Source organism: Pseudomonas sp. HR1, assembly GCF_030175875.1.
Taxonomy (GTDB): Bacteria; Pseudomonadota; Gammaproteobacteria; order Pseudomonadales; family Pseudomonadaceae; genus Chryseomonas; species Chryseomonas oryzihabitans.
The window spans coordinates 122328-143480 of record NZ_JASNRF010000008.1 but is presented as its reverse complement, the minus strand read 5'-3'; the positions used below and the strand labels follow the sequence as shown (position 1 = coordinate 143480).

Here is a 21153-nt window from a genome sequence, read left to right as displayed (position 1 = left end):
GATGGCGACCGGCCTGGCCGCTGATCGCCCGAAACCCTTTGTTAGACGCCTTGCTTGGCCCGCCCCTTGCAAATTCCCATGCAAGGCCGACCGCGATCGGCCAAGAACGAGTTCCGCTGCCCACCGACTATCCACTGACTGCAGCCGCTATCCGCTGGCTGCAATCGGCAGGAAACAAAAGGGTGCGCGGGGCCACGCCTGTGTGCAAGGAGGTAACAATGACCCAAGACGTCACGCCCTCCGAAAGCGGAGAGCGCTTTCGCCAGACCCGGCTGTTCTGTTCGAGCAGCCTGCAATTTCTCGTGGCCGATCGGGATGCGGCCTGTCAGGGCGTCAGCAAGGTGTTCAAGCCCCATGAGCTGAAACCGGTGCAGCGCGGCGAGGTGGTCAGCGCCAGCCTGCACCACATCAGCCGCGGGCGACTGTCGCTCAATCGCCTGGAATACGGCACCGACGTCGATATCGATCCCCAGTGCCTGCAGGACTTCTATCTGGTCCAGATCCCGCTGACAGGAGGCGCCGACATCCATTGCGGCGCGGTGGATTTCCAGTCTTCGCCGCAGGTGGCAGCATTGCTGTCGCCGGAGTTGCCCGTGCGCATGAGATGGTATGGCGGCGCCGCGCAGCTGGTACTGCGCCTGGAGCGCGCCGACCTGGAGCATCACTGCGCCCAGCACCTGCCCCAGCAGGGTCGCCTGCCGCAATTCGATCCGCGGCTGGACCTGGGCCAGGCCGGTGGCGCCTACTTCCTGCAACTGCTCGGCCTACTCATGGACGGCCTGGCCGATCCGGCGCATCCGATCCACCAGCCGCTGGTGCTCAAGCAATTCGAATCCTCGCTGCTCAATGCCCTGCTCTATGGCCAGCCGCATTCCCTGCACGGCCAGCTGGAAGGCACCCGCGAGCGCAATGTCTCGCCCTACTTCATCAAGCGCATCGAGGCCTATATCGCCGAACACCTGCACGAGCCCCTCAGCGTGGAAACCCTGGCCGAACATGGCGGCGTCAGCGTGCGCACCCTGTTCGCCGGCTTCCGCACCTATCGCGGCACCACCCCCATGCACTATCTACGCGACCTGCGCCTGGAGCGGGTCAACGAAGAACTGCGCAGCGGCCGGGTGGAATCGGTGACGGACACCGCCTACAAATGGGGCTTCGCCCACCTCGGCAGGTTCGCTCAGGAATACAAGCGCCGCTACGGCGAGTCTCCCTCGGAAACCCGCCGCTTTCGCGGGGCGCTCTCCGGCTAGTTGAGACGCCGTCCCGCCAGGGTCTGCGACGGTGTCTCGCCGAACGCCTGGCGGTAGTCGCTGGCGAAGCGCCCCAGGTGCTCGAAGCCCCAATCCAGGGCGATGCGCGAGACGCTCGCGCCCTCACGACGCGCCAGCAGCAGGCGCCGCACCTCTTCCAGCCGTAGCCGCTTGAGATAGGCCATGGGCGGCTGGCCGTGATAGCGGCGGAAGCTGGCATAGAGCTTGGACCGGGATACGCCGGCCACGCGCTCCAGACTCTCCAGCGAGGGATTCTCCCGCGCATGGGCTTCGAGATAACGCCTTGCCCGCAAGAGAAACTCGGGATAGCCCGTCCCTACGCCTTCCTCCAGAGCCGCGGAGTAGTTGTGCGGCTGGGCCAGCAGCAGGCCCTTGAGCAGCATCACTTCCAGGTCGTTAGCCAGTGCCGGCTGGCCGTAGAGCGCCTGGACAGCGCTCCAGCCGTCCAGCAATTGGCGCACACCCTGCCACCACGCCGCGACCGCCGGGCGCGCCAGTTCCATCTCGCCGGCAAAGCTCAGGGGCACCGCCAAGGGCCGGCCCAGCAGGCCCTCCGCCACCTCCTGCAGGGCTTCGCGGCGGATCACCACCTGCAGCTTGAGGCAGTCGGCGGCCATGTCCAGCCGCTGCCATTCGTGGGGCGCGACGACCATTCCGCACTGGCTGTCGGAACGCACGCGCGCGCCGCGGCTGGCCAGCGACTGGCGCCCCTGCAGCGGCAGGCTGAGGCTGTAGGCATCCAGGGCGTCGATGCCGATCTGCACCGCGGCGCCATAGCCGATCCGCCCCAGCACCGTGGCCCGGCCCGGCAGTCGCAGCCCTTGGTGATGGAAACTCAACTCGGCGCCGCTGCGGGTTTCCAGGCGGTGCGGACCGGCCACCGCGCTCATCCAACGACACGCCTCGGCGACCTGGCCACTGTGCGTCTGCACCTCGAAATTCGTCTGCTGCATGCTGGGCTCCTCCGCTGGCTGGTTCCATGCTGCACGCCGCGTGCCGCCGCCACTATCCGCAGAGTGCAGGCCAGTCCGGCGAGCGAAAAAATCCGGCTAGCGATCAGCGAAAAAGCGGATAGAGGGGTTGGGGTGGCGGGGCTTCAATCGAGGCGAGTCTCACCCTAGAGGACACCCCTGATGAGCATCCGCAGCATTGCCCAATGGCAGGACTACATCCAAGGTTGCCTGGACTTCCGTCCGGCCGACGGCGTCTATCGCATCGCCCGCGATCTCTTCACCGAACCCGAGCTGTTCGAGCTGGAAATGGAGCTGATCTTCGAGAAGGTCTGGATCTATGCCTGCCACGAAAGCGAGATCGCCAAGCCCCACGACTTCGTCACGATGCGCGCCGGTCGCCAACCGCTGATCATCACCCGCGATGGCAACGGCGAGCTGCATGCGCTGATCAACGCCTGCCAGCACCGCGGCGCCACCCTCACCCGCGTGGCGCGCGGCAACCAGTCCACCTTCACCTGTCCGTTCCACGCCTGGTGTTACAAGAGCGATGGTCGTCTGGTGAAGGTCAAGGCGCCAGGCGAATACCCCGATGGCTTCGACAAGGCCACCCGCGGGCTGAAGAAGGCGCGCATCCAGAGCTACAAGGGTTTCGTCTTCGTCAGCCTGGATACCCAGGGCAGTGACTCCCTGGAAGACTACCTGGGCGATGCCAAGGTGTTCTTCGACATGATGGTGGCCCAGTCGCCCACCGGCGAGCTGGAGATCCTGCCGGGCAAGTCCACCTACACCTACGACGGCAACTGGAAGCTGCAGAACGAGAACGGCCTCGACGGTTATCACGTCAGTACCGTGCACTACAACTACGTCTCCACCGTGCAGCACCGCCAACAGGTCAATGCCGAGAAAGGCGGCACCAGCAGCACCCTGGACTACAGCAAGCTCGGCGCCGGCGATGCCGAGACCGACGATGGCTGGTTCTCCTTCAAGAACGGCCACAGCCTGCTGTTCAGCGACATGCCCAACCCCACGGTGCGCCCCGGCTACGCCAGCGTCATGCCGCGCCTGGTGGAGGAATACGGCCAGGCCCGCGCCGAGTGGATGATGCATCGCCTGCGCAACCTCAACATCTACCCCAGCCTGTTCTTCATGGACCAGATCAGCTCCCAGCTGCGCATCGTGCGGCCGGTGGCCTGGAACAAGACCGAGATCATCAGCCAGTGCATCGGCGTCAAGGGCGAGGCGCCCGCCGACCGCACCAACCGCATCCGCCAGTTCGAGGACTTCTTCAACGTCTCCGGCATGGGTACGCCCGACGATCTGGTGGAATTCCGTGAAGCCCAGCGCGGCTTTCAGGCCCGCCTGGAGCGCTGGAATGACATCTCCCGCGGCCATCATCGCTGGACCGCCGGCCCCACCGTGAACAGCGAGGCCCTGGGCATCCAGCCGGTACTCACCGGTACCGAATTCACCCATGAAGGCCTCTATGTGAACCAGCACGGCGCCTGGCAGCGCTTCCTGCTCGACGGCCTGGCCAACAAAGCCCTGCAACCGACGGAGGTGTCGGCATGAACCCAGATCTGCAATACGCCGTGGAACAATTCCTCTATCGCAAGGCGGCGCTCTGCGATGCCCAGGACTGGGACGCCTATCTGGCGCTGTTCGAGGCCGACAGCGTCTTCCACCTGCCGCAATGGATCAGCGAGCACGAGTACGTGACCGATCCCACCCAGGGCCTCTCCTATATCTACTACGCCGACCGCTCCGGCCTGGAGGACCGGGTGTTCCGCCTGCGCACCGGCAAGTCGGCCGCCTCCACGCCACTGCCGCGCACCCTGCACCAGATCAGCAACGTACGCGTCGCCCGGGCTGACGACGGTCTGCTGGAGGTGCGCGCCGGCTGGCTGACGCTCTATGCCCGCCACGGGGTGTCCGAGCAGTTCTACGGTCAGGTGACCTATCACCTGCGCGAGGTGGACGGCGACTTCCGTGTCGTCCGCAAGCAGGTGCTGCTGCTCAACGACGTCATCAACTCCGTACTCGACTTCTACCATCTCTGAGGCCACCGCCATGAGCCACAACGTCGCTCTGAGCTTTGCCGACGGCAAGACGCTGTTCATCGCGGTGAAGCCCAACGAACTGCTGCTGGACGCCGCCCTGCGCCAGGGCATCAGCCTGCCGCTGGACTGCCGCGAAGGCGTCTGCGGCACCTGCCAGGGGCGCTGCGAAGCCGGCGCCTACAGCCAGGATTACGTCGACGAGGAAGCCCTCTCCGAGCGGGACCTGGCGCAACGCAAGGTGCTCGCCTGCCAGACCCGGGTGACCTCCGACGCCGCCTTCTACTTCGACCACGACTCCAGCCTCTGCCATGCCGAAGAGCCCGAGCGCATCAGTGCCCAGGTGATCTCGGTGGAGCTGGTCTCGGCCACCACCGCCATCCTGCATCTGGACGCCAGTTCTGCCCCCCGGCAGCTGCAATTCCTCCCAGGCCAGTACGCGCGGCTGCGTATCCCCGGCACCGATGACTGGCGCGCCTACTCCTTCGCCAACCGGCCCAATGCGCAGAACCAGCTGCAATTCCTCATCCGTCTGCTGCCGGATGGGGTGATGAGCAACTTCCTGCGCGAACGCTGCCAGCCGGGCCTGACCCTGGAGCTGGAAGCCCCGCTGGGCAGCTTCTACCTGCGCCAGGTGGAGCGGCCGCTAGTGCTGGTGGCGGGCGGCACGGGCCTGTCGGCCTTCCTCGGCATGCTCGACGAGATGGCCGAGAAAGGCGGCTGCGGCCAGCCGGTGCGGCTGTTCTATGGCGTCACCCAGGAGCAGGATCTCTGCGAGGGCGCCCGGCTGGAGGCCTACCGCGCGCGCATCGCCGACTTCGACTACCAGCCCGTGGTCAGCCAGCCGGGTCCGGCGTGGCAGGGCCTCAGCGGCTATATCCCCGAGCACTTCGACCGCCGCTTCCTCACCGACCAGGCCTGCGACCTCTATCTCTGCGGCCCGCCGCCCATGGTCGAGGCGGTCAAGACCTGGCTCGACCAGCAGGGGTTGGGCGAGGAGACGCGGCTGTACAGCGAGAAGTTTTTGCAGAGTGCGTCTTCGCGGTGACCCCGCACCGCGCTATCCAAAAAGCCCGACAGCTCGTCTGCCGGGCTTCGCATTTGTAAGTCGGGCTGAAACAGCTACACCTTCGAAGCCCGACAGCTCCTCTTCCAACGGCATTAATCGGCGTTTACCTCTTAGCATGAATCGCTTTGGTGGGACGTCTCTGTTGGGCTTCGCTGCGCTCAACCCAACCTACCGCTCAACGCGACGATTCCGATAGGTTGGGTTGAGACAGCTCCATCGTCGAAGCCCGACAGCAACCAATCTTACGGCGGCATCAATCAATCTCCACCGCTTGGCCTGGATCGCTTGGCGGGGCCTCTCTGTTGGGCTTCGCTTCGCTCAGCCGAACCTAACGCAGCCCATGGCAGTCACCGCTCTATCGCGGCGATGGTAGCCCCGAGACAGTCGTTACCCAGGTGAGGGCCAGGATCCCACCGGAGCTGAAGGGCCGAACGCCTGCTCGGCTAGCCCCCTCTCCCCTCGGGAGAGGGTTGGGGTGAGGGCACGCATCGCGACGGATTCCAGTGGAAAAGGCTGCGCCGTTTTCCACGCTACGGTTATCGACGTCTACAGAGGTGAGTGATGCCGTAGAAGCGGTCGCAACGGCGGAACGCTATAGCCTCAATGAGCCGGAGGTTGGAATGAGACGGCGCAACCGTCCAAGACCAATAGGACCATAACCTCCGGCGCCACCCCGCATCGTCTGCCGCTATATCTGAACCACCTGGACACGCCCTTGGTTGAGCTTACCGCCCAAACGCCGTGCAAAAAAAAAGCCTGCCATCCCCGGCAGGCTTGAAAGTGGACGAAGGGAGCTGAACTCCGTCCGGTCAGAAGTGGTGGATGTAGCGCACCTGCACCCGGCTGCCTTCGGGACGGTTCTTCGCGTCCTGCTCGAAGTAGGCGTTGGCCACCAGGTGGTCGTTCTTGGAAAAGCTGTACATGCCGCCCGGGCCGATGGCCCAGACCTGTTCGCGCCGACCGGAGACGTCGTGGCCGTCGATCTGGGTATCGGTGATCTGCTTGAGCCAGTAGCCGTTGAGGCCCAGGCGCAGTTGCGGGGTGACGGCGTATTCGGTGGCGAAGTTGGCATGCAGCGCCTGCCCGGCCTGGATGTCGGAGACATCGCCGAAGGCGTAGTTCGGCTTGTCGTTCTTGAAGTTGTAGAGGTAGTGGGCACGCACCGAGGCGGTCCAGTTGGGGGTGAACCAGTAGGTGCCCGCCCAGTAGGGATTGAACGACCAGGCGTGGTTGCCTGGATTAATGTCCTTGTCGCGGTCGTATTCACCGGTGGGGATATTCACCTGCAATTCGACGCGCTGGACGAAGCGCGGCCCGTTCGGCCCCATCACCGGATCGAACTGGATGAACGGCCCCACCAGCAGGTCGCCCATGCCGCCCTGGTCCTTGAGGGCCGCGTTATTCAAGCCATCGTCGACCTTCATCCGCGTCACCACCGGCAGCAACATGTTCAGACCCAGGTTGCCGTTGCCCAGACGCAGGTCCGACACGTAGCTGAGTTGGGTCACCGAGACCTGGTAGTCCAGCTGGGTCTTGGGCAGGCCTAGCTTGTCGCCGTTGCGGTCCACCAGGCGATCGCTGCTGTAGTTCTGGAAATACTGTTGCAGGTACCAGCCGTTACCGGCGGGCAAGCCGCCGTCGAGAAAGCTGGTGAGGCCGAGGTTGACCACCGGCAGGTCATAGGCCTGGGTGGTTCCGGCGACCAGGGCACCGGCGAGGGAAAGATAGCGAATCCGGGTCATGCAAGGCTCCTTGAATACGGCTGTTCGTGCTCGCGAAAGGCAGATTCGAAAGGGCAGCGCCCGCCGATCGAGTGGCATCGACGGGCGCTGCCGAGGCTCAGGCGCTCAGCGCCGGATGCGCGCTGGCGACCCGGTACTGGCCGGCGTGGAAGACCAGCGGTTCTCCGCCGCTGTGTCGGTAGTGCTCGATCTCGCCAAGGAAGATCAGGTGGTCGCCACCCTCGTACTGGACGTGGTTGCGGCAGATCAGGGTGGCCACCGCCTCCTCCAGCAGCGGTACCCCGGCGGTGCCCTCTACGTGAGCGATGCCGGCGAACTTGTCCTCCGCCGGCCGCGCGAAGTGGCCGGAAAGCTGGTGCTGGTCGCTGCCCAGCACGTGGATGGCGAAGTGGCTGGCGGCGAGGAAGTCCGCCAGGCTCGGCGCCTGGCGGGCCAGGCTCCAGAGCACCAGCGGCGGCTCCAGGGACACCGAGGAGAAGGAATTGGCGGTCATCCCTACCTTGCGCCCGTCACGGCCGCGGGTGGTGATCACCGTGACGCCGGTGGCGAATTGCCCTAGTAGGTTGCGCAGCGCCCGCGGGTTGGCCGGGTCGGCGGCGATGAGATCCAGCGCGTCTATCGTCATGGTGGGCTCCTTAGGCAGCCTGGTCCAGGTGTTCACGCAGGAAGCCCTGGCAGGCCTCCGCTTCGAACCACCAGGGGGCGAAACGGCGGGGATCGTCGAAGGCGTTGACGATGCGCGAGGCGATGGCGTGGGACTGGCTGGCGGCGCCGAGCAGATCGAGGATGTGCGGCGGCGGCGGGGTCAGCAGGCTGTTGGTCCATTTCACTACCTGGCCGGCGTAGTCCCAGTAGCGCTCGAAGGTCTGGTGCATCCAATCCGGGGTGAAGGCGGCATCGCCCTGGGCGAGGATGGCCTCCAGATAGACCTTGCTGCACTTGGCGGCATTGTTGGAGCCCTGGCCGGTGATGGGATCGTTGACCACCAGGGCGTCGGCCATGCCGAACACCGGCCGGCCCGAAGGCAGGCGCAGCACCGGCTTGCGCACCATGGGCGTGAAGCGCCCGGCCAGCACGCCGCCGGCATCGGTGAGCTCCAGGTTCTGGCAGCGCTCGGCCTCCCAGGGCGCGAAGCGGCGGACGATCTCCAGGCTACGCTCCAGGTGCTGCTCCGGCGAGGTGACGTCCTGCCAGCAGTCCAGGGGGCCGCCGGGCACGCCTTCGAACACCATGATCTCGCAGGGTCCGTTCAGGGTCAGGGCCGGGAAGACGAAGTATTCGCCCACACCGGGGATAAGGTTGAAGGCCACCCGCGAATAGGGCGACATGGGCTGCATGCCCTTCACATAGGTCAGCGCCAGGGCACGCTGGGGCTGCTGGAAGACGGTGCGCTCGGTGTCACGGGCGAACAGGTTGACGATCTCGCCCTTACCGGCGGCGAGCAGGGTCAGGTCATGGCTGGCGGCCAGGGTTTCCAGTTCGGGCAGGCCGACGTCCTGGATCACCAGTTCACCGCCGCGCCGCTCGAACTCGTCCATCCAGGCCGGCATCTTCAGGCGCTGGTCCACCGCCTGGGCATAGCGCTCCAGGCGCGCGCTCCACTGAAAGGCCGGGCGCTCGGGATGGGCAGGATCGGGGACGGCCAGGCCGATGCCCTCCACCGCCGGGCACTGCTCTTCCCAGAAATTCAGCCCCAGGTCGCGCTCGGTCTGCAACGAGGTGTTGAACATGCACTGGCTGGACATCACCTTGCCCGCGCGCACCTGCTCGCCGGTGCGGTTGGTGGTGAGGGTGACATGATAGCCCTGGGCGAGCAGGCCCAGGCCCAGTTGCAGGCCGGCCTGGCCGGCCCCGACGATGGCGATACGGCGCATGGAGGTTCTCCGGGGAGTCGAGTTGCGGGTGGGGGTGAAGCCGTTGAACAGGCGCCAGAAGGGGTTGTGCATGGCATCACTCCCGTTCGGCGAGGCGTGGAATGGCCGGCTGGTTGCGCTCCGGTCCCATGACCGAATAACCACCGTCCACGGCATAGTCGGCGCCGGTGACGAAACTCGCCGCCGGCGACAACAGGAAGGCGACCACCTGGGCCACTTCCGCCGGCTCGCCGAGGCGGCCGAGCAGATGGAAGTCGGCGGCGACGCGGTCGGCGTGAGCGCGATTACCACCGCTGACCTCGGCGATCACCCGCGACCAGGTCCAGCCCGGCGACACCGAGTTGACGCGGATGCCGTCCGCCGCCAGGTCCAGCGCCATGCTGCGAGTCAGTTGCTTGAGCGCCGCCTTGGACACCGGGTAGAGCCAGCGCCCGGTCTGGGCGCAGTCGGCGGAGATGGAGGTGAAATTGACCACGGCCCCGCGCCGCGCCTTGAGATCAGTGTGTAGCGCCTTGGCCAGCATCACCGCCGACACCAGGTTCACGTCCAGTGCCTTGAGCCAGTCGCCGCGCGGCGACCCCAGGCCATCATCGAGATAGGTGCAGGCCAGGTTGACCAGGCCGGCCACTGCGCCGAAGCGTTCGCGGATGGCGGCTACCGCGAGCGCCAAGGCCGCGTCATCGGTCAGGTCCACGGTCTGGAAGAAGGCCGCATCGCCGAGCACCTCGGCACCGGCCGCGCCATTCGGGTCGATGTCCAGCAGGGCTACCCGGGCGCCTGCCGCGACCAGCTTCTCGGCCACCGCCTGGCCGATCAGGGTGGCGCTGCCGCTGATGACCACCGTCTTGCCATCGAGGGAATGCAGACTCATGGCCTCACTCCTCGATGGACTTGCCGGCGCTGGAAGCCCAGCTCGGCATCAGGGTGTTGGATGGCAGGGTCTCGTCGAGCAGCTTGTGCGCGGTCTCGGCGCCCGCCACCGGCAGGCCCTCGGGGTCGAGCAGGCCGATCTGCACCAGCACGCTGGCCTGATCCCAATAGATGTGCTCGTGGTAGAGCTTGGGCCCGCGGAACTTCACCACCCCCAGCATGGGAATCTCGACATAGCGACCGGTGAGTGCCACGCCCGGCAGCATCCAGTCGATGGCCTCGTCGTGGGTGAAGCTCATGACGAATTCGTCGACGATCTGCGAGGCACCCACGGTGCGCGAGATCGGCGTGAGCTTCATGTCCCTGGGGTTGCCGTGCACGAAGTGGTAGCGATAGAAACGCGCCAGTTCGCGATAGCCGACCCCGCCGGTCATGGTCGGGATATGGTTGACGTAGGGCTCGGGCACCATGGTAGCCATGGTCGCCGGCACGTCGCGGGTATCGAATTCGTGGCGGATATGTTCTTCCCACAGCGCCGAGAGGTTGTAGTCCGGGCCGATGGTGCGGCGCAGCGCGGCGATGGTGCGCTCATGGGCCAGCAGCGCGGCGGGCTTGTCGTAGTGATGGCCGGCGGGCCGGGCGAAGGCATGGTCGACGCCGGGGTAGACGTAACCCTCGGTACCCGGCCGCTCGGCCAGGGCCGCCAGGATGGCTTCCCGCGCCGGCGCCGGACAGAATTGGTCGGCCTCGGCGAAATGCAGCACCAGGCGCCCACTCAAGCCTTCCAACTCGCCCAGGGCCTTTTCGATACCGACTCCGTAGTAGCCGACGGCGCAAGCCACTTGGCGCAAGCGGCAGGCGGCCAGGTAGGCCAGCTTGCCACCCAGGCAGTAGCCCACCACGCCGAGCCCGGCTTCGCTCACTTCGGGCAGGCTACGCAAATGGTCGAGGGCGGCACCGATGTCCACCACCCCCAGGTTCTCGTCGAAGTCCTGGTAGTGGCCGTAGGCCTTTTCGAAATCCTCCGGGGTGTAGCCCAATTCGATGCGCGGCGCCTGACGCCAGTAGAGATCGGGCACCAGCACGCTGTAGCCCTCTTCGGCCAGGTGATCGGCGACGGCCCGCATGGCGGCGTTGACGCCGAAGATCTCCTGGCACAACACGATGCCCGGACCGCGACCGTCGATGGAGGGCACGAAGTAGGCGTCGAAGGCGCCGGACGGCGCAGGTACGTGGATATAGGATCCGGTCATCGCAAGAGACTCCAGGTTGCTCAGGTCTGGAATCATCTTCGGCGTGGTTCCCGCTGCGGGGCTGTCCGCAGACTGCCGCGACCATCCCCTTGGCGCAGCTAATTACGCGGCGGCCGCCACCCGGGCGTCGGGCGAATCCCGCCCAGGCCACGGCTGGCCGGGGCTTCAGGCCTGTTGCGCAGCGGTCTCCTGCACCAGCGCCAGACAATGCGCCAGCAGCGGCGAGCGATCGCCGGCCCGGTAGCTGATGACGATGGGCGAGACCGCCTGAGTATCGCTCAGGGAGACGTAGTCGATGTCGTCGCGGTGCAGCCGGCGCACCGAGACCGGCACCAGGGTGATCCCCAGTCCGGCCGCCACCAGGCCGATGGCCGTCTGCAATTCGTTGGCCCACTGCGCCACGCGGATGTTCACTCCTTCGCGAGCGAACAGCGCCAGCACGTGGTCGGCATAACTGGGTCGCGGCGCGGCGGGATAGAGCACGAAGGGCTCTTCCGCCAGGCGTGCCAGACTCACCGGCGCGCCCAGCAGCGGATGCCCGGCCGGCAGCACCGCCACCAGCGGATCCTCGTGCAACACCTCCTGCACCACCGCGGCATCCTCGATGCGGATGCGACCGAAACCGATGTCGATGCGTCCGCTCTTGAGCGCCTCGACCTGCTGCAGGGTGATCAGCTCGGACAGCCCCAGCTCCAGCCCGGCATCGGTGCGCAGTCGGCGGATCAGTTCCGGCAGGGCGCCATAGAGCGTGGACGGCGCGAAGCCGATGCCCAACCAGCGCTTGCGCCCCTCGGCCACCCGCCGGGTGCCGTCGCGCACCTCGTCCAGCTGCGCCAGCAGCCGACTGCCGTGCTCCTGGAAATAGCGCCCGGCCTCGGTGAGGCGCAAGGGCCGGCCGCGCTCCAGCAGGCTCACCCCCAGCTCTTCTTCCAGTTGCTGGATCTGCCGGCTGAGGGGCGGCTGGGCCATGTGCAGGCGTTCGGCCGCGCGGGTGAAGTTGAGGGTCTCCGCCAAGGCCAGGAAATACCTCAGATGCCGCAGCTCCATCATACCTCCAGGGTATCGTAGAACACGCAACGGATATTGGACTGCCGGGGAGGCAACTCGCAAGCTGAAGGCCGTCCCTACAAGAACGCGCGGCAACGACCGCCCCTGATGGATTCGGCCCATGATCAGCATCGAACGCCTGGACACCTGCCTCGTCGACCTGCCCACCATCCGCCCGCACAAGCTGGCCATGCATACCCTGCAGCGGCAGACCCTGGTGCTGTTGCGCCTGACCTGCAGCGACGGCAGCCAGGGCCTCGGCGAAGCCACCACCATCGGCGGCCTGGCCTACGCCGGGGAGAGCCCGGAAAGCATCAAGACCAACCTCGACACCTATCTGGCGCCCCTGGTGATCGGCCAGGACGCCGACAACCTCAATGCCGTGATGCAGCGGGTCGAGCGCAGCGTGCGCGCCAATACCTTCGCCAAGTCGGCCCTGGAGACCGCTCTGCTCGACGCCCAGGGCCAGCGTCGCGGCCTGGGCATCGCCGAACTGCTCGGCGGCCGGGTGCAACAGGGGCTGGAGGTGGCCTGGACTCTGGCCAGCGGCGACACCGCCAAGGACGTCGCCGAAGCGGAACGCATGCTCGACCTGCGCCGCCATCGCCATTTCAAACTCAAGATCGGCGCGGCCGAACCGGCCCGGGACATCGCCCACGTGGCAGCCATCAAGCGCGCCCTGGGCGATCGCGCCAGCGTGCGGGTCGACGTCAACCAGGCCTGGAGCGAAGGCGTGGCCTTGCGCGCCTGCCAGGCCCTGGCCGACGCCGGGGTGGAGTTGATCGAACAGCCGGTGCCGCGCCATGACGTCCAGGCCCTGGCGCGGGTCAGCGCCCGCAGTCCGGCGCCGGTGATGGCCGACGAAGCCATCGAGAGCCTCCCCGACGCCTTCGCCCTGGCCCGTGCCGGTGCCGCCCCGGTATTCGCGCTCAAGATCGCCAAGACCGGCGGTCCGCGGGCGGTGCTCAAGGTCGCCCACCTGGCGCAGGCGGCCGGCATCGGCCTCTATGGCGGCACCATGCTCGAAGGCAGCATCGGCACCCTGGCCTCGGCCCATGCCTTCGCCACCCTGGAGCGGCTGGACTGGCACAGCGAGTTGTTCGGTCCACTGCTGCTCACCGAGGACATCCTCGTCGAGCCGCCGACCTATCGCGACTTCCAGCTGCTGCTACCCCAGGGTCCCGGCCTCGGCGTCAGCCTCGACGAAGACCGCCTCGCCCATTTCCGTCGCGATCGCAGCAGCCTCGCCGTCGCCACTGCCTGATCACGCCCCGTGGAGGATTCACCATGCTGTTCATGGTCCGCATGACCGTCAAACTGCCCCACGACCTGCCTGCCGCCGACGCCACGCGACTCAAGCAGGCGGAAAAGGAACTGGCCCAGGAGCTCCAGCGCCAGGGCACCTGGCGCCACCTCTGGCGGATCGCCGGGCTCTACGCCAACGTCAGCATCTTCGACGCGGCCGATACCCAGGCGCTGCACGATACCCTGCTGCAACTGCCGCTCTACCCCTATATGGAGATCGAGGTCACCGCCCTGTGCCGACACCCCTCCTCCATCCACACCGACGACCGTTGATTGGCCACCCATAACAACAACACCGAGGATCGCTCCATGACCCTAGCCCTTTCCCAGACCGCCGATGTGCAGAAGTTCTTTGAAGTCGCCAGCGGCTTCGAGCAGGACGCCGGCAATCCGCGCCTCAAGACCATCGTGCACCGTATCCTCACCGACAGCATCCGCATGATCGAGGACCTGGAGGTGACGCCCGAGGAATTCTGGCAGGCGGTGAGCTACTTCAACGACTTGGGCGCGCGCCAGGAAGCCGGACTGCTGGTCGCCGGCCTTGGCCTGGAGCACTATCTGGATCTGCTGCTGGATGCCCAGGACGAACAGGCCGGCCGCACCGGTGGCACCCCGCGCACCATCGAAGGCCCGCTCTATGTGGCCGGTGCCCCTCTGTGCGAAGGCGAAGCCCGGCTCGATGATGGCCAGGACGCCGGCGTGCCGCTGTTCATGACCGGCCAGGTGCGCGACACCGAGGGTCGCCCGCTGGCCGGCGCCCTGGTGGACGTCTGGCACGCCAACACCGGCGGCACCTATTCCTACTTCGATCCGGCGCAGTCCGAATTCAACCTGCGCCGACGCATCCGCACCGACGCCGAGGGCCGCTACGCCTTCCGCAGCATCGTGCCCTCCGGCTACGGTTGCCCGCCGGACGGCCCCACCCAGCGCCTGCTCGACGGCCTCGGCCGCCATGGCCAGCGCCCGGCGCACATCCACTTTTTCATCTCCGCTCCCGGCCATCGCCACCTGACTACCCAGATCAACCTGGCCGGCGACAAGTACCTGCACGATGACTTCGCCTACGCCACCCGCGACGAACTCATCGCCGACATCCACTTCCACGACGACGCCAACGCCGCCCGCGCCCGTGGCCTCGACGGCAGCCAGTTCGCCGAAATCGACTTCGACTTCGAATTGCAGCCCGCCGAAGAACCCACCGCCGAGCAGCGCAGTGCCCGCCCGCGCGCCCTCGAAGAAGCCTGAAGGCACCCTGTCCTCATCGGTCCGCCGGTGAGGACAGGTCCATCGATTGCCCCACCTGTCCTGCTTGGGCATAGTGAACCGGCCTGCCAGACGCCGGAGTCACCCACCATGCCCGTCCTGTCGCCCCTCGTCCGCCCCGCTGCCTGCCGGGGTCGCCCATGACCCAGCGCACCATGCTGCTCACCGGTGCCAGTCGCGGGATCGGTCACGCCACCGTCAAGCTGTTCCGCAGCCTGGGCTGGCGTCTGCTCACCGTCTCCCGCCAGCCGTTCTCCGAAGAATGCGCCTGGCCGGAAGCCCGCGACGCGCACATCCAGGCCGATCTCGCCGACCTCACCCAGATCGATCGCCTGGTCGCCACCGTCCGCGAGCGGCTGCCCAGCGGCAAGCTGGATGCCCTGGTCAACAATGCCGGCATCTCGCCCAAGGGGCCGGATGGCGGTCGCCTCGGGGTAGCCGCGTCGGATGCCGAGACCTGGACCCACGTCCTCAACGTCAATCTGGTTTCCACCGCCCTGCTGGGCCGCGCCCTGCTGCCGGAGCTTGAAGCCGCTCGAGGCAGCATCGTAAACGTCACCTCCATCGCCGGTTCGCGGGTGCACCCCTTCGCCGGAGTGGCCTATGCCGCCTCCAAGGCAGGCCTGGCCGCGCTGACCCGGGAACTGGCCCATGAATTCGGTCCCCGTGGCATCCGCGCCAACGCCATAGCACCGGGCGAGATCGCCACTTCCATCCTCTCGCCCGGTACCGATGGCCTGGTGGAAGCCGAGGTCCCGCTCAAGCGCCTGGGTACCCCCGACGAAGTGGCCGAGACCATCTACTTCCTCTGCAGCGAACGCTCCTGCTACATCAACGGTGCCGAGATCCATATCAACGGCGGTCAGCACGTCTAGTTGGCGCCTGTGACCGAGGGCAGTCCGCCTGGATCAATGGCGGGCGGCTCGAGTCACCCACCCGGTTAGCTGAAGAAGAAGCCGTGCAGGGAACGGGTCCGTTCTTAACCCGCACTAACTGTTATGTTATAACGTGTTATAAAGTTCTGGAGCATCCCCTACAGGAACGCGCCCGCCCTACGACCTACCCTAGCCGTGATGACCATGACGACCCTAGCCAGCCTCCCCAGCCAGAAACTCCCTGTCACCGTGCTGTCCGGCTTTCTCGGCGCCGGCAAGACCACCCTGCTCAACCATATTCTCAACAACCGCGAAGGCCGGCGGGTGGCGGTCATCGTCAACGACATGTCCGAGGTCAACATCGACGCCGCCCTGGTCCGCGACGGCGGCGCCGAGCTGTCGCGCACCGAGGAAAAGCTGGTGGAGATGAGCAACGGCTGCATCTGCTGCACCCTGCGCGAAGACCTGCTGCTGGAAGTCGAACGCCTCGCCCGCGAGGGCCGCTTCGATCAGCTGGTCATCGAATCCACCGGGATCTCCGAGCCCCTGCCCGTGGCCGAAACCTTCACCTTCGCCGGCGAAGACGGGCGCTGCCTGGGCGACGTCGCCCAGCTCGACACCCTGGTCACCGTGGTGGATGCCTTCAACTTCCTGCGCGACTACGCCTCCAGCGATCTGCTGGAATCCCGCGGCGAATCCCTCGGCGAGGAAGACGAACGCACCGTGGTCGACCTGCTGATCGAGCAGATCGAATTCTGCGACGTCCTGGTGGTGAACAAGCTGGACCTCATCGAACCGGCGGAACGCGATCGGCTGCTGGCCATCCTGCGCAGCCTCAACCCCAGTGCGCGGCTGGAACTGGCGAGCTTTGGCGCCGTACCGCTGGAGCGGGTGCTGCAGACCGGACTCTTCGATTTCGATAAAGCCGCCCAGGCGCCGGGCTGGCTGCAGGAGCTGCGCGGCGAACATACCCCCGAGACCGAGGAATACGGCATCTCGAGCTTTGTCTATCACGCCCGCCGCCCCTTCCATCCCGAGCGCTTCTTCGCCCTGGTCGAGGGGGAATGGCCTGGCGTGATCCGCTCCAAGGGCTACTTCTGGCTGGCCAGCCATCCCGCCCATGCCGGTACCTGGTCCCAGGCCGGCGCCGTGGCTCGCCATGGCGTGGCCGGGCGCTGGTGGGCCGCGGTATCGCCCGAGCAGTGGCCGGAGGATGAAGAAACCGTCGCCCTCATCAAGGAGAAATGGCACGAGGCCGTCGGCGATGCTCGCCAGGAACTGGTACTCATCGGCATGGACATGGACGAAGCCGCCCTGCGCGCCCGCCTGGATGCCTGCCTGCTGACCGACAGTGAACTCGCCGCCGGCCCCGCGGCCTGGACGCGCCTGCACAACCCCTTCAGCGACTGGCCCCAGGCCACCGATCCGCACTGAAGCGAGCCCTGCCCATGAACGCCATCCTGCCCGATGTCTCCCTCAGCGAGACCGCCACCCTGCCCGCCGCCCTCGACTGGGTCGGCATGCAGGGCATCGACCTGCCGATCCGCCTCGGCCAGGGCGAACTCGACGGCCTGCTGCCCGCCAGCGCCGACGTTCAGGTCGACCTGCCCGCGGCCACCGCCAAGGGCATCCATATGTCCCGGCTCTATCAACTGCTGGATCGCCTGGGCGGCGAAGCTCTCCTGACGCCCGAGCGCCTGCGTCTGCTGCTGAATGACATGGTCGCCAGCCACCGCAGCTGCGACTCCCGCGCCGCCCGCCTGCGGCTGGATTTCGCCCTGCTGATCCGCCGCCCCGCCCTGATGACCCCCGAATTGAGCGGCTGGAAACGCTATCCCGTGCGCCTGGAAGCCAGTTGGGTGGCTGGGGTATTCCAGCTCAGCGCGCGCGTCGAGATCCTCTACTCTTCCACCTGCCCCTGCTCCGCCGCCCTGTCCCGGCAACTGATCGAACGGGCCTTTCTGGCCGAACACGGGACCACCACGCAGCTCGATCCCGCCACCGTCGCCCACTGGCTGAGCCGTCACGCCTCCCTGGCCACCCCGCACAGCCAGCGCAGCCTGGCCCGGGTACGGATCAGCCTGCCGGCCGGGGCAGTCGACTTCGGCTTGCTGCCCCTGATCGACCAGTGCGAACAGGCCCTAGGCACGCCGGTGCAGACCGCCGTCAAGCGCGCCGACGAACAGGCCTTCGCCGCGCTAAATGGCAGCAACCTGATGTTCGTCGAGGACGCCGCCCGCCGCCTGCTGGTCGCCCTGCGTGACAGCTACCGGGACGTGAGCCTCCAGGTGCGCCATTTGGAGAGTCTGCATCCGCACGATGCGTCCGCCTGGGCCTCCAGCTCGCCCGCTTGAACAGGGCGTCTCTGCAGCTTTCCTTTCAAAACGGCCGCTTTACCGCTTTACTGCAAACGAAGCGGTCGCTCTGGACGGCCACTCCCTTTCTCTCGATTCAGGAGCGCTTCTCGATGAAATCCCGCCTTACCGCAGCAGCCATGACCGTTCTGCTGAGCGTCCTCGGCACGGGCGTCGCACTGGCCGAAAGCCCGGTGGAAAAGAGCATCCGCCAGGACGGTCGTGACGTGAGCAAGGACGCCCGCCACGACCGCAAGGAAGTCGACAAGGGCGCGGCCCATGCCGCCGACGAAGCCGACCGCACCGATACCCATCTGGACAAGGAACGCCACCGCGAAGACAAGAAGGTGGACAAGCAATACAAGAAGACGCTGTAGCCCGCCCGGGTCGGGGCAGAGCCTGGGGACTGTCTTATCATTGAGCGCTGTGCCTTCCCTTGAGGCTGCGTGAGTCCCCGCCACTGAAAGGCAGGTAATCCCCTGGCCTGCCTACCCCACTGATAAGCGTGCCAGGCGCATCCACCCGGCTGCGGAGCCCGGCAATCGACTCGTGGCCATCCAGATATTTAGCGACCTGCATCACATTATTTTGGCATGACGGAGCTGATGGCTTAGACTGCGCGCCTCTCGAAAAAGGAGTTTCGCATGAAGCCGTCCCATCTCTTGTTCATCACCTTCGCTGCGCTGCAACTGGCCGGTTGCGCCATCGGCCAGAAGATCGACTACCGCCAGACCGCCCCGCAACTCACCGTCAAGGCCGACAAGCCGGTCGCCGTCGCGGTACTCGATGAGCGCCCCTATGTGGTCGCCCAGAACAAGGACGCCACCTACGTCGGCAACATCCGCGGTCTCTACTACAACCCCTGGAGCGTCCGCACCTACAGCGGTAGCCCCCTCTCCGCCGACCTGCAGGACGCCGTGCAAAAGGCCCTGGCCCGCGCCGCCATCACCGCCATGCCCAGCCAGGCCAGCGACCGCGCGCCCCAGGGCCAGAAGCTGCTGGTACTGAAACTGCGGGAGTGGAAATCCGACGCCTACATGCGCGTCCGCTTCGACTATGACGTCATCACCCAGGTCCTCGACGACCAGGGCAAGCTGCTCGCCAGCGACGAGATCAAAGGCAGCGGCCCGACCAACAACGTCATCCTTTCGGGCACCCAGGTCCTGACCAACGCCATCGACGCACCGGCCATCGCTGCCGCCCTGGCCAAGGGCAACACGCCCTGACTGGGACGCTGCTCCTCGGTCTGGAAAAAGCCCGCTTCGCGCGGGCTTTTTCATGTCCAGATACTGGAACTGGATCCGCAGCGGAGTATATCGCACCGCCATCGATACGAACGCCGGGGCGCACGAGGGGTTTCAGCCGAGTTGCAGTCATCGGCGGCGGTGGCATGTGGGAGCAGGAAGACCGGAGTACAAAGTCGTCAGACAGGATAGCGGGCGAAACCGGTATTCAACTGAGCTGAGCGCAACGCTCAGCTGTGGATCGCGGTATCGCGCTGAATAGCGACGCCTTACCGCGGTGACGGGAGCCAGGGTTGATCGTGAAAACCTAATGCCTCCGCACTTCTGCCGCCTGCGGTTGTCAGACCACCTCATTCGACGTGGACCCGGCTAGGCAAGCAACATGAATGCGCCTGTGAAAGAACAGAAGGTAATCAATGCGATTGCCATAGGAACCTGCGTAGCAGCAATGGTCTTGCTGTTGAGCTTCGCTGAAGCCACAATCGCGGCCAATAGCTGGGTGCCGCAGCCCAGTACCGAAACTGAAAAGGATATTTCAGTTGCGCTATCAATTGACAAGGACAGTGACGCTCTTCGAGTCGAGGCCCAACGGCCGGCTAAATAGCGTCCCGCTCAAATCTGCTCTCATTCGTCCACGATCGCTGGCCAGCGATCAGGGCCTACTGGCGCTCACCCTGGGTGCCATGTGTATCGGGTTGGCAACTATCTTCGTGGTGGCCATGGTGGCTTGCTGACGATGGCGCGTGACCAGGGTCGTCAGCTTGCGGATGACCGATAGTTTGACGATGCTTGGCACGTCCTGACTCAGGCCGTTCTGCCTGCTCATCTCAAAAGGCAGTTCCCCACGATCGCACTCAGCTCAGCCCTGGCTCTCGTTCGGGGGCCAGGGTTGCCGCGATGCTCACCCTCATCAAGTCGAGGGCTATAGAAGGTCAGGCATCGGCGCTGTTCCGAAAGAACTTCGGAACTGCTCTTTTTTCTCGCCCGAGTGCTCTTGAAATTCGACCCTGCAGACAGCAAAAAGCCCCGTAAGAACGGGGCTTCGAAGGTGGCGGAAGCGCAGAGATTCGAACTCTGGGACCCTTGCGAGTCGGCGGTTTTCAAGACCGCTGCCTTAAACCACTCGGCCACACTTCCGTAAGAGGGGCGCATAGTACCTGATGGCAACACACTGTCAAACAGTCGCAAGCGATCCTTAAGCAACATTTGCTATCTTCGGGGTCGTACGGTACATCACACCGTTAATTTAGCTTTGGAGTACACCATGAACGAGCGTCAATACGCCTACAACCCTGCTATCGCGCAACCGCGGGACGTCAGCCGTGTATTGCGCAACACCTATGCCCTGCTGGCCATGACTCTGGCGTTCAGCGGCCTGGTCGCCTTCGTCTCGCAGCAGATGCGGCTGCCCTACCCCAACATCTTCGTGGTCCTGATCGGCTTCTATGGCCTGTTCTTCCTGACCGTGAAGACCCGCGACAGCGGCTGGGGTCTGGTCAGTACCTTCGCCCTCACCGGCTTCATGGGCTACACCCTGGGCCCGATCCTGAACATGTATCTGGGCCTGCCCAACGGTGGCAGCGTGATCGCCTCCGCTGCCGGCATGACCGCCCTGGCCTTCTTCGGCCTGTCGGCCTACGCCCTGATCAGCCGCAAGGACATGAGCTTCCTCAGTGGCTTTCTGATGGCGGGCTTCTGGATCCTGCTGGGCGCCGTGGTGCTGTCCTTCTTCGTCCAGATCAGCGGCCTGCAACTGGCCATCAGCGCGGGCTTCGTGCTGTTCGCCGCCGCGGCCATCCTGTTCCAGACCAGCGCCATCGTGCACGGTGGTGAAGACAACTACATCATGGCTACCATCACCCTGTACGTCTCGATCTACAATATGTTCATCAGCTTGCTGCAGATCTTCGGATTCGCCAGCAACAACGATTGATTACGAGCGGTAGCCCAAGAGGCCCGCTTCGGCGGGCCTTTTTACA

General features: G+C 65.7%; 21 protein-coding genes and 1 tRNA gene. 14 read left to right on the top strand and 8 right to left on the bottom strand.

What is annotated here, in order from left to right; translation table 11 throughout:
* Window positions 1–218 precede the first annotated feature (218 nt).
* Window positions 219–1250 carry an AraC family transcriptional regulator gene (locus QKY98_RS22260; RefSeq protein WP_027601126.1) on the top strand — a complete coding sequence of 344 codons (1032 nt, stop codon included), beginning with the start codon at window positions 219–221 and terminating at the stop codon, window positions 1248–1250.
* On the opposite strand, the gene QKY98_RS22255 is transcribed toward QKY98_RS22260, so the two are convergent.
* The gene (locus QKY98_RS22255; protein ID WP_284671613.1) at window positions 1247–2224 is read right to left on the bottom strand and encodes an AraC family transcriptional regulator; all 978 of its coding nucleotides are present in this window, start codon (window positions 2222–2224) and stop codon (window positions 1247–1249) included. The genes QKY98_RS22260 and QKY98_RS22255 overlap by 4 nt on opposite strands.
* A gap of 180 nt (window positions 2225–2404) precedes the next feature.
* Here QKY98_RS22255 and antA point away from each other — a divergent pair, with 180 nt between their 5' ends.
* The 3 genes from antA to antC are packed head-to-tail and all read left to right on the top strand — an operon-like array spanning window position 2405 to window position 5326.
* Window positions 2405–3793: an anthranilate 1,2-dioxygenase large subunit gene (gene antA, locus QKY98_RS22250; protein WP_284671612.1), complete on the top strand. Its 1389-nt coding sequence runs from the start codon at window positions 2405–2407 to the stop codon at window positions 3791–3793.
* A complete protein-coding gene (gene antB / locus QKY98_RS22245) occupies window positions 3790–4281 on the top strand; it encodes an anthranilate 1,2-dioxygenase small subunit (protein ID WP_144946641.1) in 492 nt (163 codons plus the stop codon). Before antA ends, antB begins: the two co-directional genes overlap by 4 nt.
* A 10-nt stretch (window positions 4282–4291) precedes the next feature.
* Window positions 4292–5326 carry an anthranilate 1,2-dioxygenase electron transfer component AntC gene (gene antC, locus QKY98_RS22240; protein WP_284671611.1) on the top strand — a complete coding sequence of 345 codons (1035 nt, stop codon included), beginning with the start codon at window positions 4292–4294 and terminating at the stop codon, window positions 5324–5326.
* A gap of 830 nt (window positions 5327–6156) precedes the next feature.
* On the opposite strand, the gene QKY98_RS22235 is transcribed toward antC, so the two are convergent.
* The 6 genes from QKY98_RS22235 to QKY98_RS22210 all read right to left on the bottom strand — a co-directional run bounded on the left by QKY98_RS22235 (window position 6157) and on the right by QKY98_RS22210 (window position 12133).
* Entirely contained in the window at window positions 6157–7089 is a 933-nt protein-coding gene (locus QKY98_RS22235) for a SphA family protein (RefSeq protein WP_284671610.1), read from the bottom strand.
* A 97-nt stretch (window positions 7090–7186) separates the two neighbouring features.
* Complete coding sequence (locus QKY98_RS22230; protein WP_108582176.1) at window positions 7187–7714, bottom strand: flavin reductase family protein; 528 nt, start codon at window positions 7712–7714, stop codon at window positions 7187–7189.
* A 10-nt stretch (window positions 7715–7724) separates the two neighbouring features.
* Window positions 7725–8963 carry a styrene monooxygenase/indole monooxygenase family protein gene (locus QKY98_RS22225; RefSeq protein ID WP_108582195.1) on the bottom strand — a complete coding sequence of 413 codons (1239 nt, stop codon included), beginning with the start codon at window positions 8961–8963 and terminating at the stop codon, window positions 7725–7727.
* Window positions 8964–9039: 76 nt separating this feature from the next.
* Entirely contained in the window at window positions 9040–9834 is a 795-nt protein-coding gene (locus tag QKY98_RS22220) for an SDR family oxidoreductase (RefSeq protein ID WP_284671609.1), read from the bottom strand.
* 4 nt (window positions 9835–9838) lie between these two features.
* Window positions 9839–11086, bottom strand: a complete 1248-nt coding sequence (locus tag QKY98_RS22215; protein WP_284671608.1) for a dienelactone hydrolase family protein — start codon at window positions 11084–11086, stop codon at window positions 9839–9841.
* A 165-nt stretch (window positions 11087–11251) separates the two neighbouring features.
* Window positions 11252–12133, bottom strand: a complete 882-nt coding sequence (locus tag QKY98_RS22210) for a LysR family transcriptional regulator (protein ID WP_284671607.1) — start codon at window positions 12131–12133, stop codon at window positions 11252–11254.
* A 121-nt stretch (window positions 12134–12254) separates the two neighbouring features.
* Between QKY98_RS22210 and QKY98_RS22205 the strand changes: the two genes are divergently transcribed.
* From QKY98_RS22205 to QKY98_RS22165, 9 genes are all read left to right on the top strand, one after another.
* Window positions 12255–13397, top strand: a complete 1143-nt coding sequence (locus tag QKY98_RS22205; protein ID WP_144946624.1) for a muconate cycloisomerase family protein — start codon at window positions 12255–12257, stop codon at window positions 13395–13397.
* A gap of 23 nt (window positions 13398–13420) precedes the next feature.
* Window positions 13421–13711 (top strand): muconolactone Delta-isomerase, encoded by a 291-nt coding sequence (catC, locus tag QKY98_RS22200; RefSeq protein WP_144960700.1) that lies wholly within the window; start codon window positions 13421–13423, stop codon window positions 13709–13711.
* A gap of 36 nt (window positions 13712–13747) precedes the next feature.
* The gene (gene catA / locus QKY98_RS22195) at window positions 13748–14683 is read left to right on the top strand and encodes a catechol 1,2-dioxygenase (RefSeq protein ID WP_027597808.1); all 936 of its coding nucleotides are present in this window, start codon (window positions 13748–13750) and stop codon (window positions 14681–14683) included.
* A 158-nt stretch (window positions 14684–14841) separates the two neighbouring features.
* Entirely contained in the window at window positions 14842–15576 is a 735-nt protein-coding gene (locus QKY98_RS22190; RefSeq protein ID WP_284671606.1) for an SDR family NAD(P)-dependent oxidoreductase, read from the top strand.
* A 198-nt stretch (window positions 15577–15774) separates the two neighbouring features.
* Window positions 15775–17010, top strand: coding sequence for a zinc metallochaperone GTPase ZigA (zigA, locus tag QKY98_RS22185; protein ID WP_108582171.1), 1236 nt, complete (start codon window positions 15775–15777; stop codon window positions 17008–17010).
* A 14-nt stretch (window positions 17011–17024) separates the two neighbouring features.
* Window positions 17025–17930, top strand: a complete 906-nt coding sequence (gene folE2, locus QKY98_RS22180; RefSeq protein WP_144960696.1) for a GTP cyclohydrolase FolE2 — start codon at window positions 17025–17027, stop codon at window positions 17928–17930.
* A gap of 113 nt (window positions 17931–18043) precedes the next feature.
* Complete coding sequence (locus tag QKY98_RS22175; RefSeq protein WP_284671605.1) at window positions 18044–18307, top strand: hypothetical protein; 264 nt, start codon at window positions 18044–18046, stop codon at window positions 18305–18307.
* Window positions 18308–18574: 267 nt separating this feature from the next.
* Entirely contained in the window at window positions 18575–19156 is a 582-nt protein-coding gene (locus QKY98_RS22170; protein ID WP_027601141.1) for a YajG family lipoprotein, read from the top strand.
* A 400-nt stretch (window positions 19157–19556) separates the two neighbouring features.
* Entirely contained in the window at window positions 19557–19778 is a 222-nt protein-coding gene (locus QKY98_RS22165) for a hypothetical protein (RefSeq protein ID WP_147302591.1), read from the top strand.
* A gap of 445 nt (window positions 19779–20223) precedes the next feature.
* Here QKY98_RS22165 and QKY98_RS22160 read toward each other — a convergent pair.
* Window positions 20224–20311, bottom strand: a tRNA-Ser gene (locus QKY98_RS22160).
* A 127-nt stretch (window positions 20312–20438) separates the two neighbouring features.
* Between QKY98_RS22160 and QKY98_RS22155 the strand changes: the two genes are divergently transcribed.
* On the top strand, window positions 20439–21107 hold the full coding sequence (locus QKY98_RS22155; protein ID WP_007162313.1) for a Bax inhibitor-1/YccA family protein: 669 nt from the start codon (window positions 20439–20441) through the stop codon (window positions 21105–21107).
* The last annotated feature ends 46 nt before the right edge of the window (window positions 21108–21153 follow it).

What these genes read in the sequence shown, in the direction of transcription:
- QKY98_RS22260 (WP_027601126.1), top strand. Translation starts at nt 219, where the DNA reads ATGACCCAAGACGTCACGCCCTCCGAAAGCGGAGAGCGCTTTCGCCAG.
- QKY98_RS22255 (WP_284671613.1), bottom strand. Translation starts at nt 2,224, where the DNA reads ATGCAGCAGACGAATTTCGAGGTGCAGACGCACAGTGGCCAGGTCGCC.
- antA (WP_284671612.1), top strand. Translation starts at nt 2,405, where the DNA reads ATGAGCATCCGCAGCATTGCCCAATGGCAGGACTACATCCAAGGTTGC.
- antB (WP_144946641.1), top strand. Translation starts at nt 3,790, where the DNA reads ATGAACCCAGATCTGCAATACGCCGTGGAACAATTCCTCTATCGCAAG.
- antC (WP_284671611.1), top strand. Translation starts at nt 4,292, where the DNA reads ATGAGCCACAACGTCGCTCTGAGCTTTGCCGACGGCAAGACGCTGTTC.
- QKY98_RS22235 (WP_284671610.1), bottom strand. Translation starts at nt 7,089, where the DNA reads ATGACCCGGATTCGCTATCTTTCCCTCGCCGGTGCCCTGGTCGCCGGA.
- QKY98_RS22230 (WP_108582176.1), bottom strand. Translation starts at nt 7,714, where the DNA reads ATGACGATAGACGCGCTGGATCTCATCGCCGCCGACCCGGCCAACCCG.
- QKY98_RS22225 (WP_108582195.1), bottom strand. Translation starts at nt 8,963, where the DNA reads ATGCGCCGTATCGCCATCGTCGGGGCCGGCCAGGCCGGCCTGCAACTG.
- QKY98_RS22220 (WP_284671609.1), bottom strand. Translation starts at nt 9,834, where the DNA reads ATGAGTCTGCATTCCCTCGATGGCAAGACGGTGGTCATCAGCGGCAGC.
- QKY98_RS22215 (WP_284671608.1), bottom strand. Translation starts at nt 11,086, where the DNA reads ATGACCGGATCCTATATCCACGTACCTGCGCCGTCCGGCGCCTTCGAC.
- QKY98_RS22210 (WP_284671607.1), bottom strand. Translation starts at nt 12,133, where the DNA reads ATGGAGCTGCGGCATCTGAGGTATTTCCTGGCCTTGGCGGAGACCCTC.
- QKY98_RS22205 (WP_144946624.1), top strand. Translation starts at nt 12,255, where the DNA reads ATGATCAGCATCGAACGCCTGGACACCTGCCTCGTCGACCTGCCCACC.
- catC (WP_144960700.1), top strand. Translation starts at nt 13,421, where the DNA reads ATGCTGTTCATGGTCCGCATGACCGTCAAACTGCCCCACGACCTGCCT.
- catA (WP_027597808.1), top strand. Translation starts at nt 13,748, where the DNA reads ATGACCCTAGCCCTTTCCCAGACCGCCGATGTGCAGAAGTTCTTTGAA.
- QKY98_RS22190 (WP_284671606.1), top strand. Translation starts at nt 14,842, where the DNA reads ATGACCCAGCGCACCATGCTGCTCACCGGTGCCAGTCGCGGGATCGGT.
- zigA (WP_108582171.1), top strand. Translation starts at nt 15,775, where the DNA reads ATGACCATGACGACCCTAGCCAGCCTCCCCAGCCAGAAACTCCCTGTC.
- folE2 (WP_144960696.1), top strand. Translation starts at nt 17,025, where the DNA reads ATGAACGCCATCCTGCCCGATGTCTCCCTCAGCGAGACCGCCACCCTG.
- QKY98_RS22175 (WP_284671605.1), top strand. Translation starts at nt 18,044, where the DNA reads ATGAAATCCCGCCTTACCGCAGCAGCCATGACCGTTCTGCTGAGCGTC.
- QKY98_RS22170 (WP_027601141.1), top strand. Translation starts at nt 18,575, where the DNA reads ATGAAGCCGTCCCATCTCTTGTTCATCACCTTCGCTGCGCTGCAACTG.
- QKY98_RS22165 (WP_147302591.1), top strand. Translation starts at nt 19,557, where the DNA reads ATGAATGCGCCTGTGAAAGAACAGAAGGTAATCAATGCGATTGCCATA.
- QKY98_RS22155 (WP_007162313.1), top strand. Translation starts at nt 20,439, where the DNA reads ATGAACGAGCGTCAATACGCCTACAACCCTGCTATCGCGCAACCGCGG.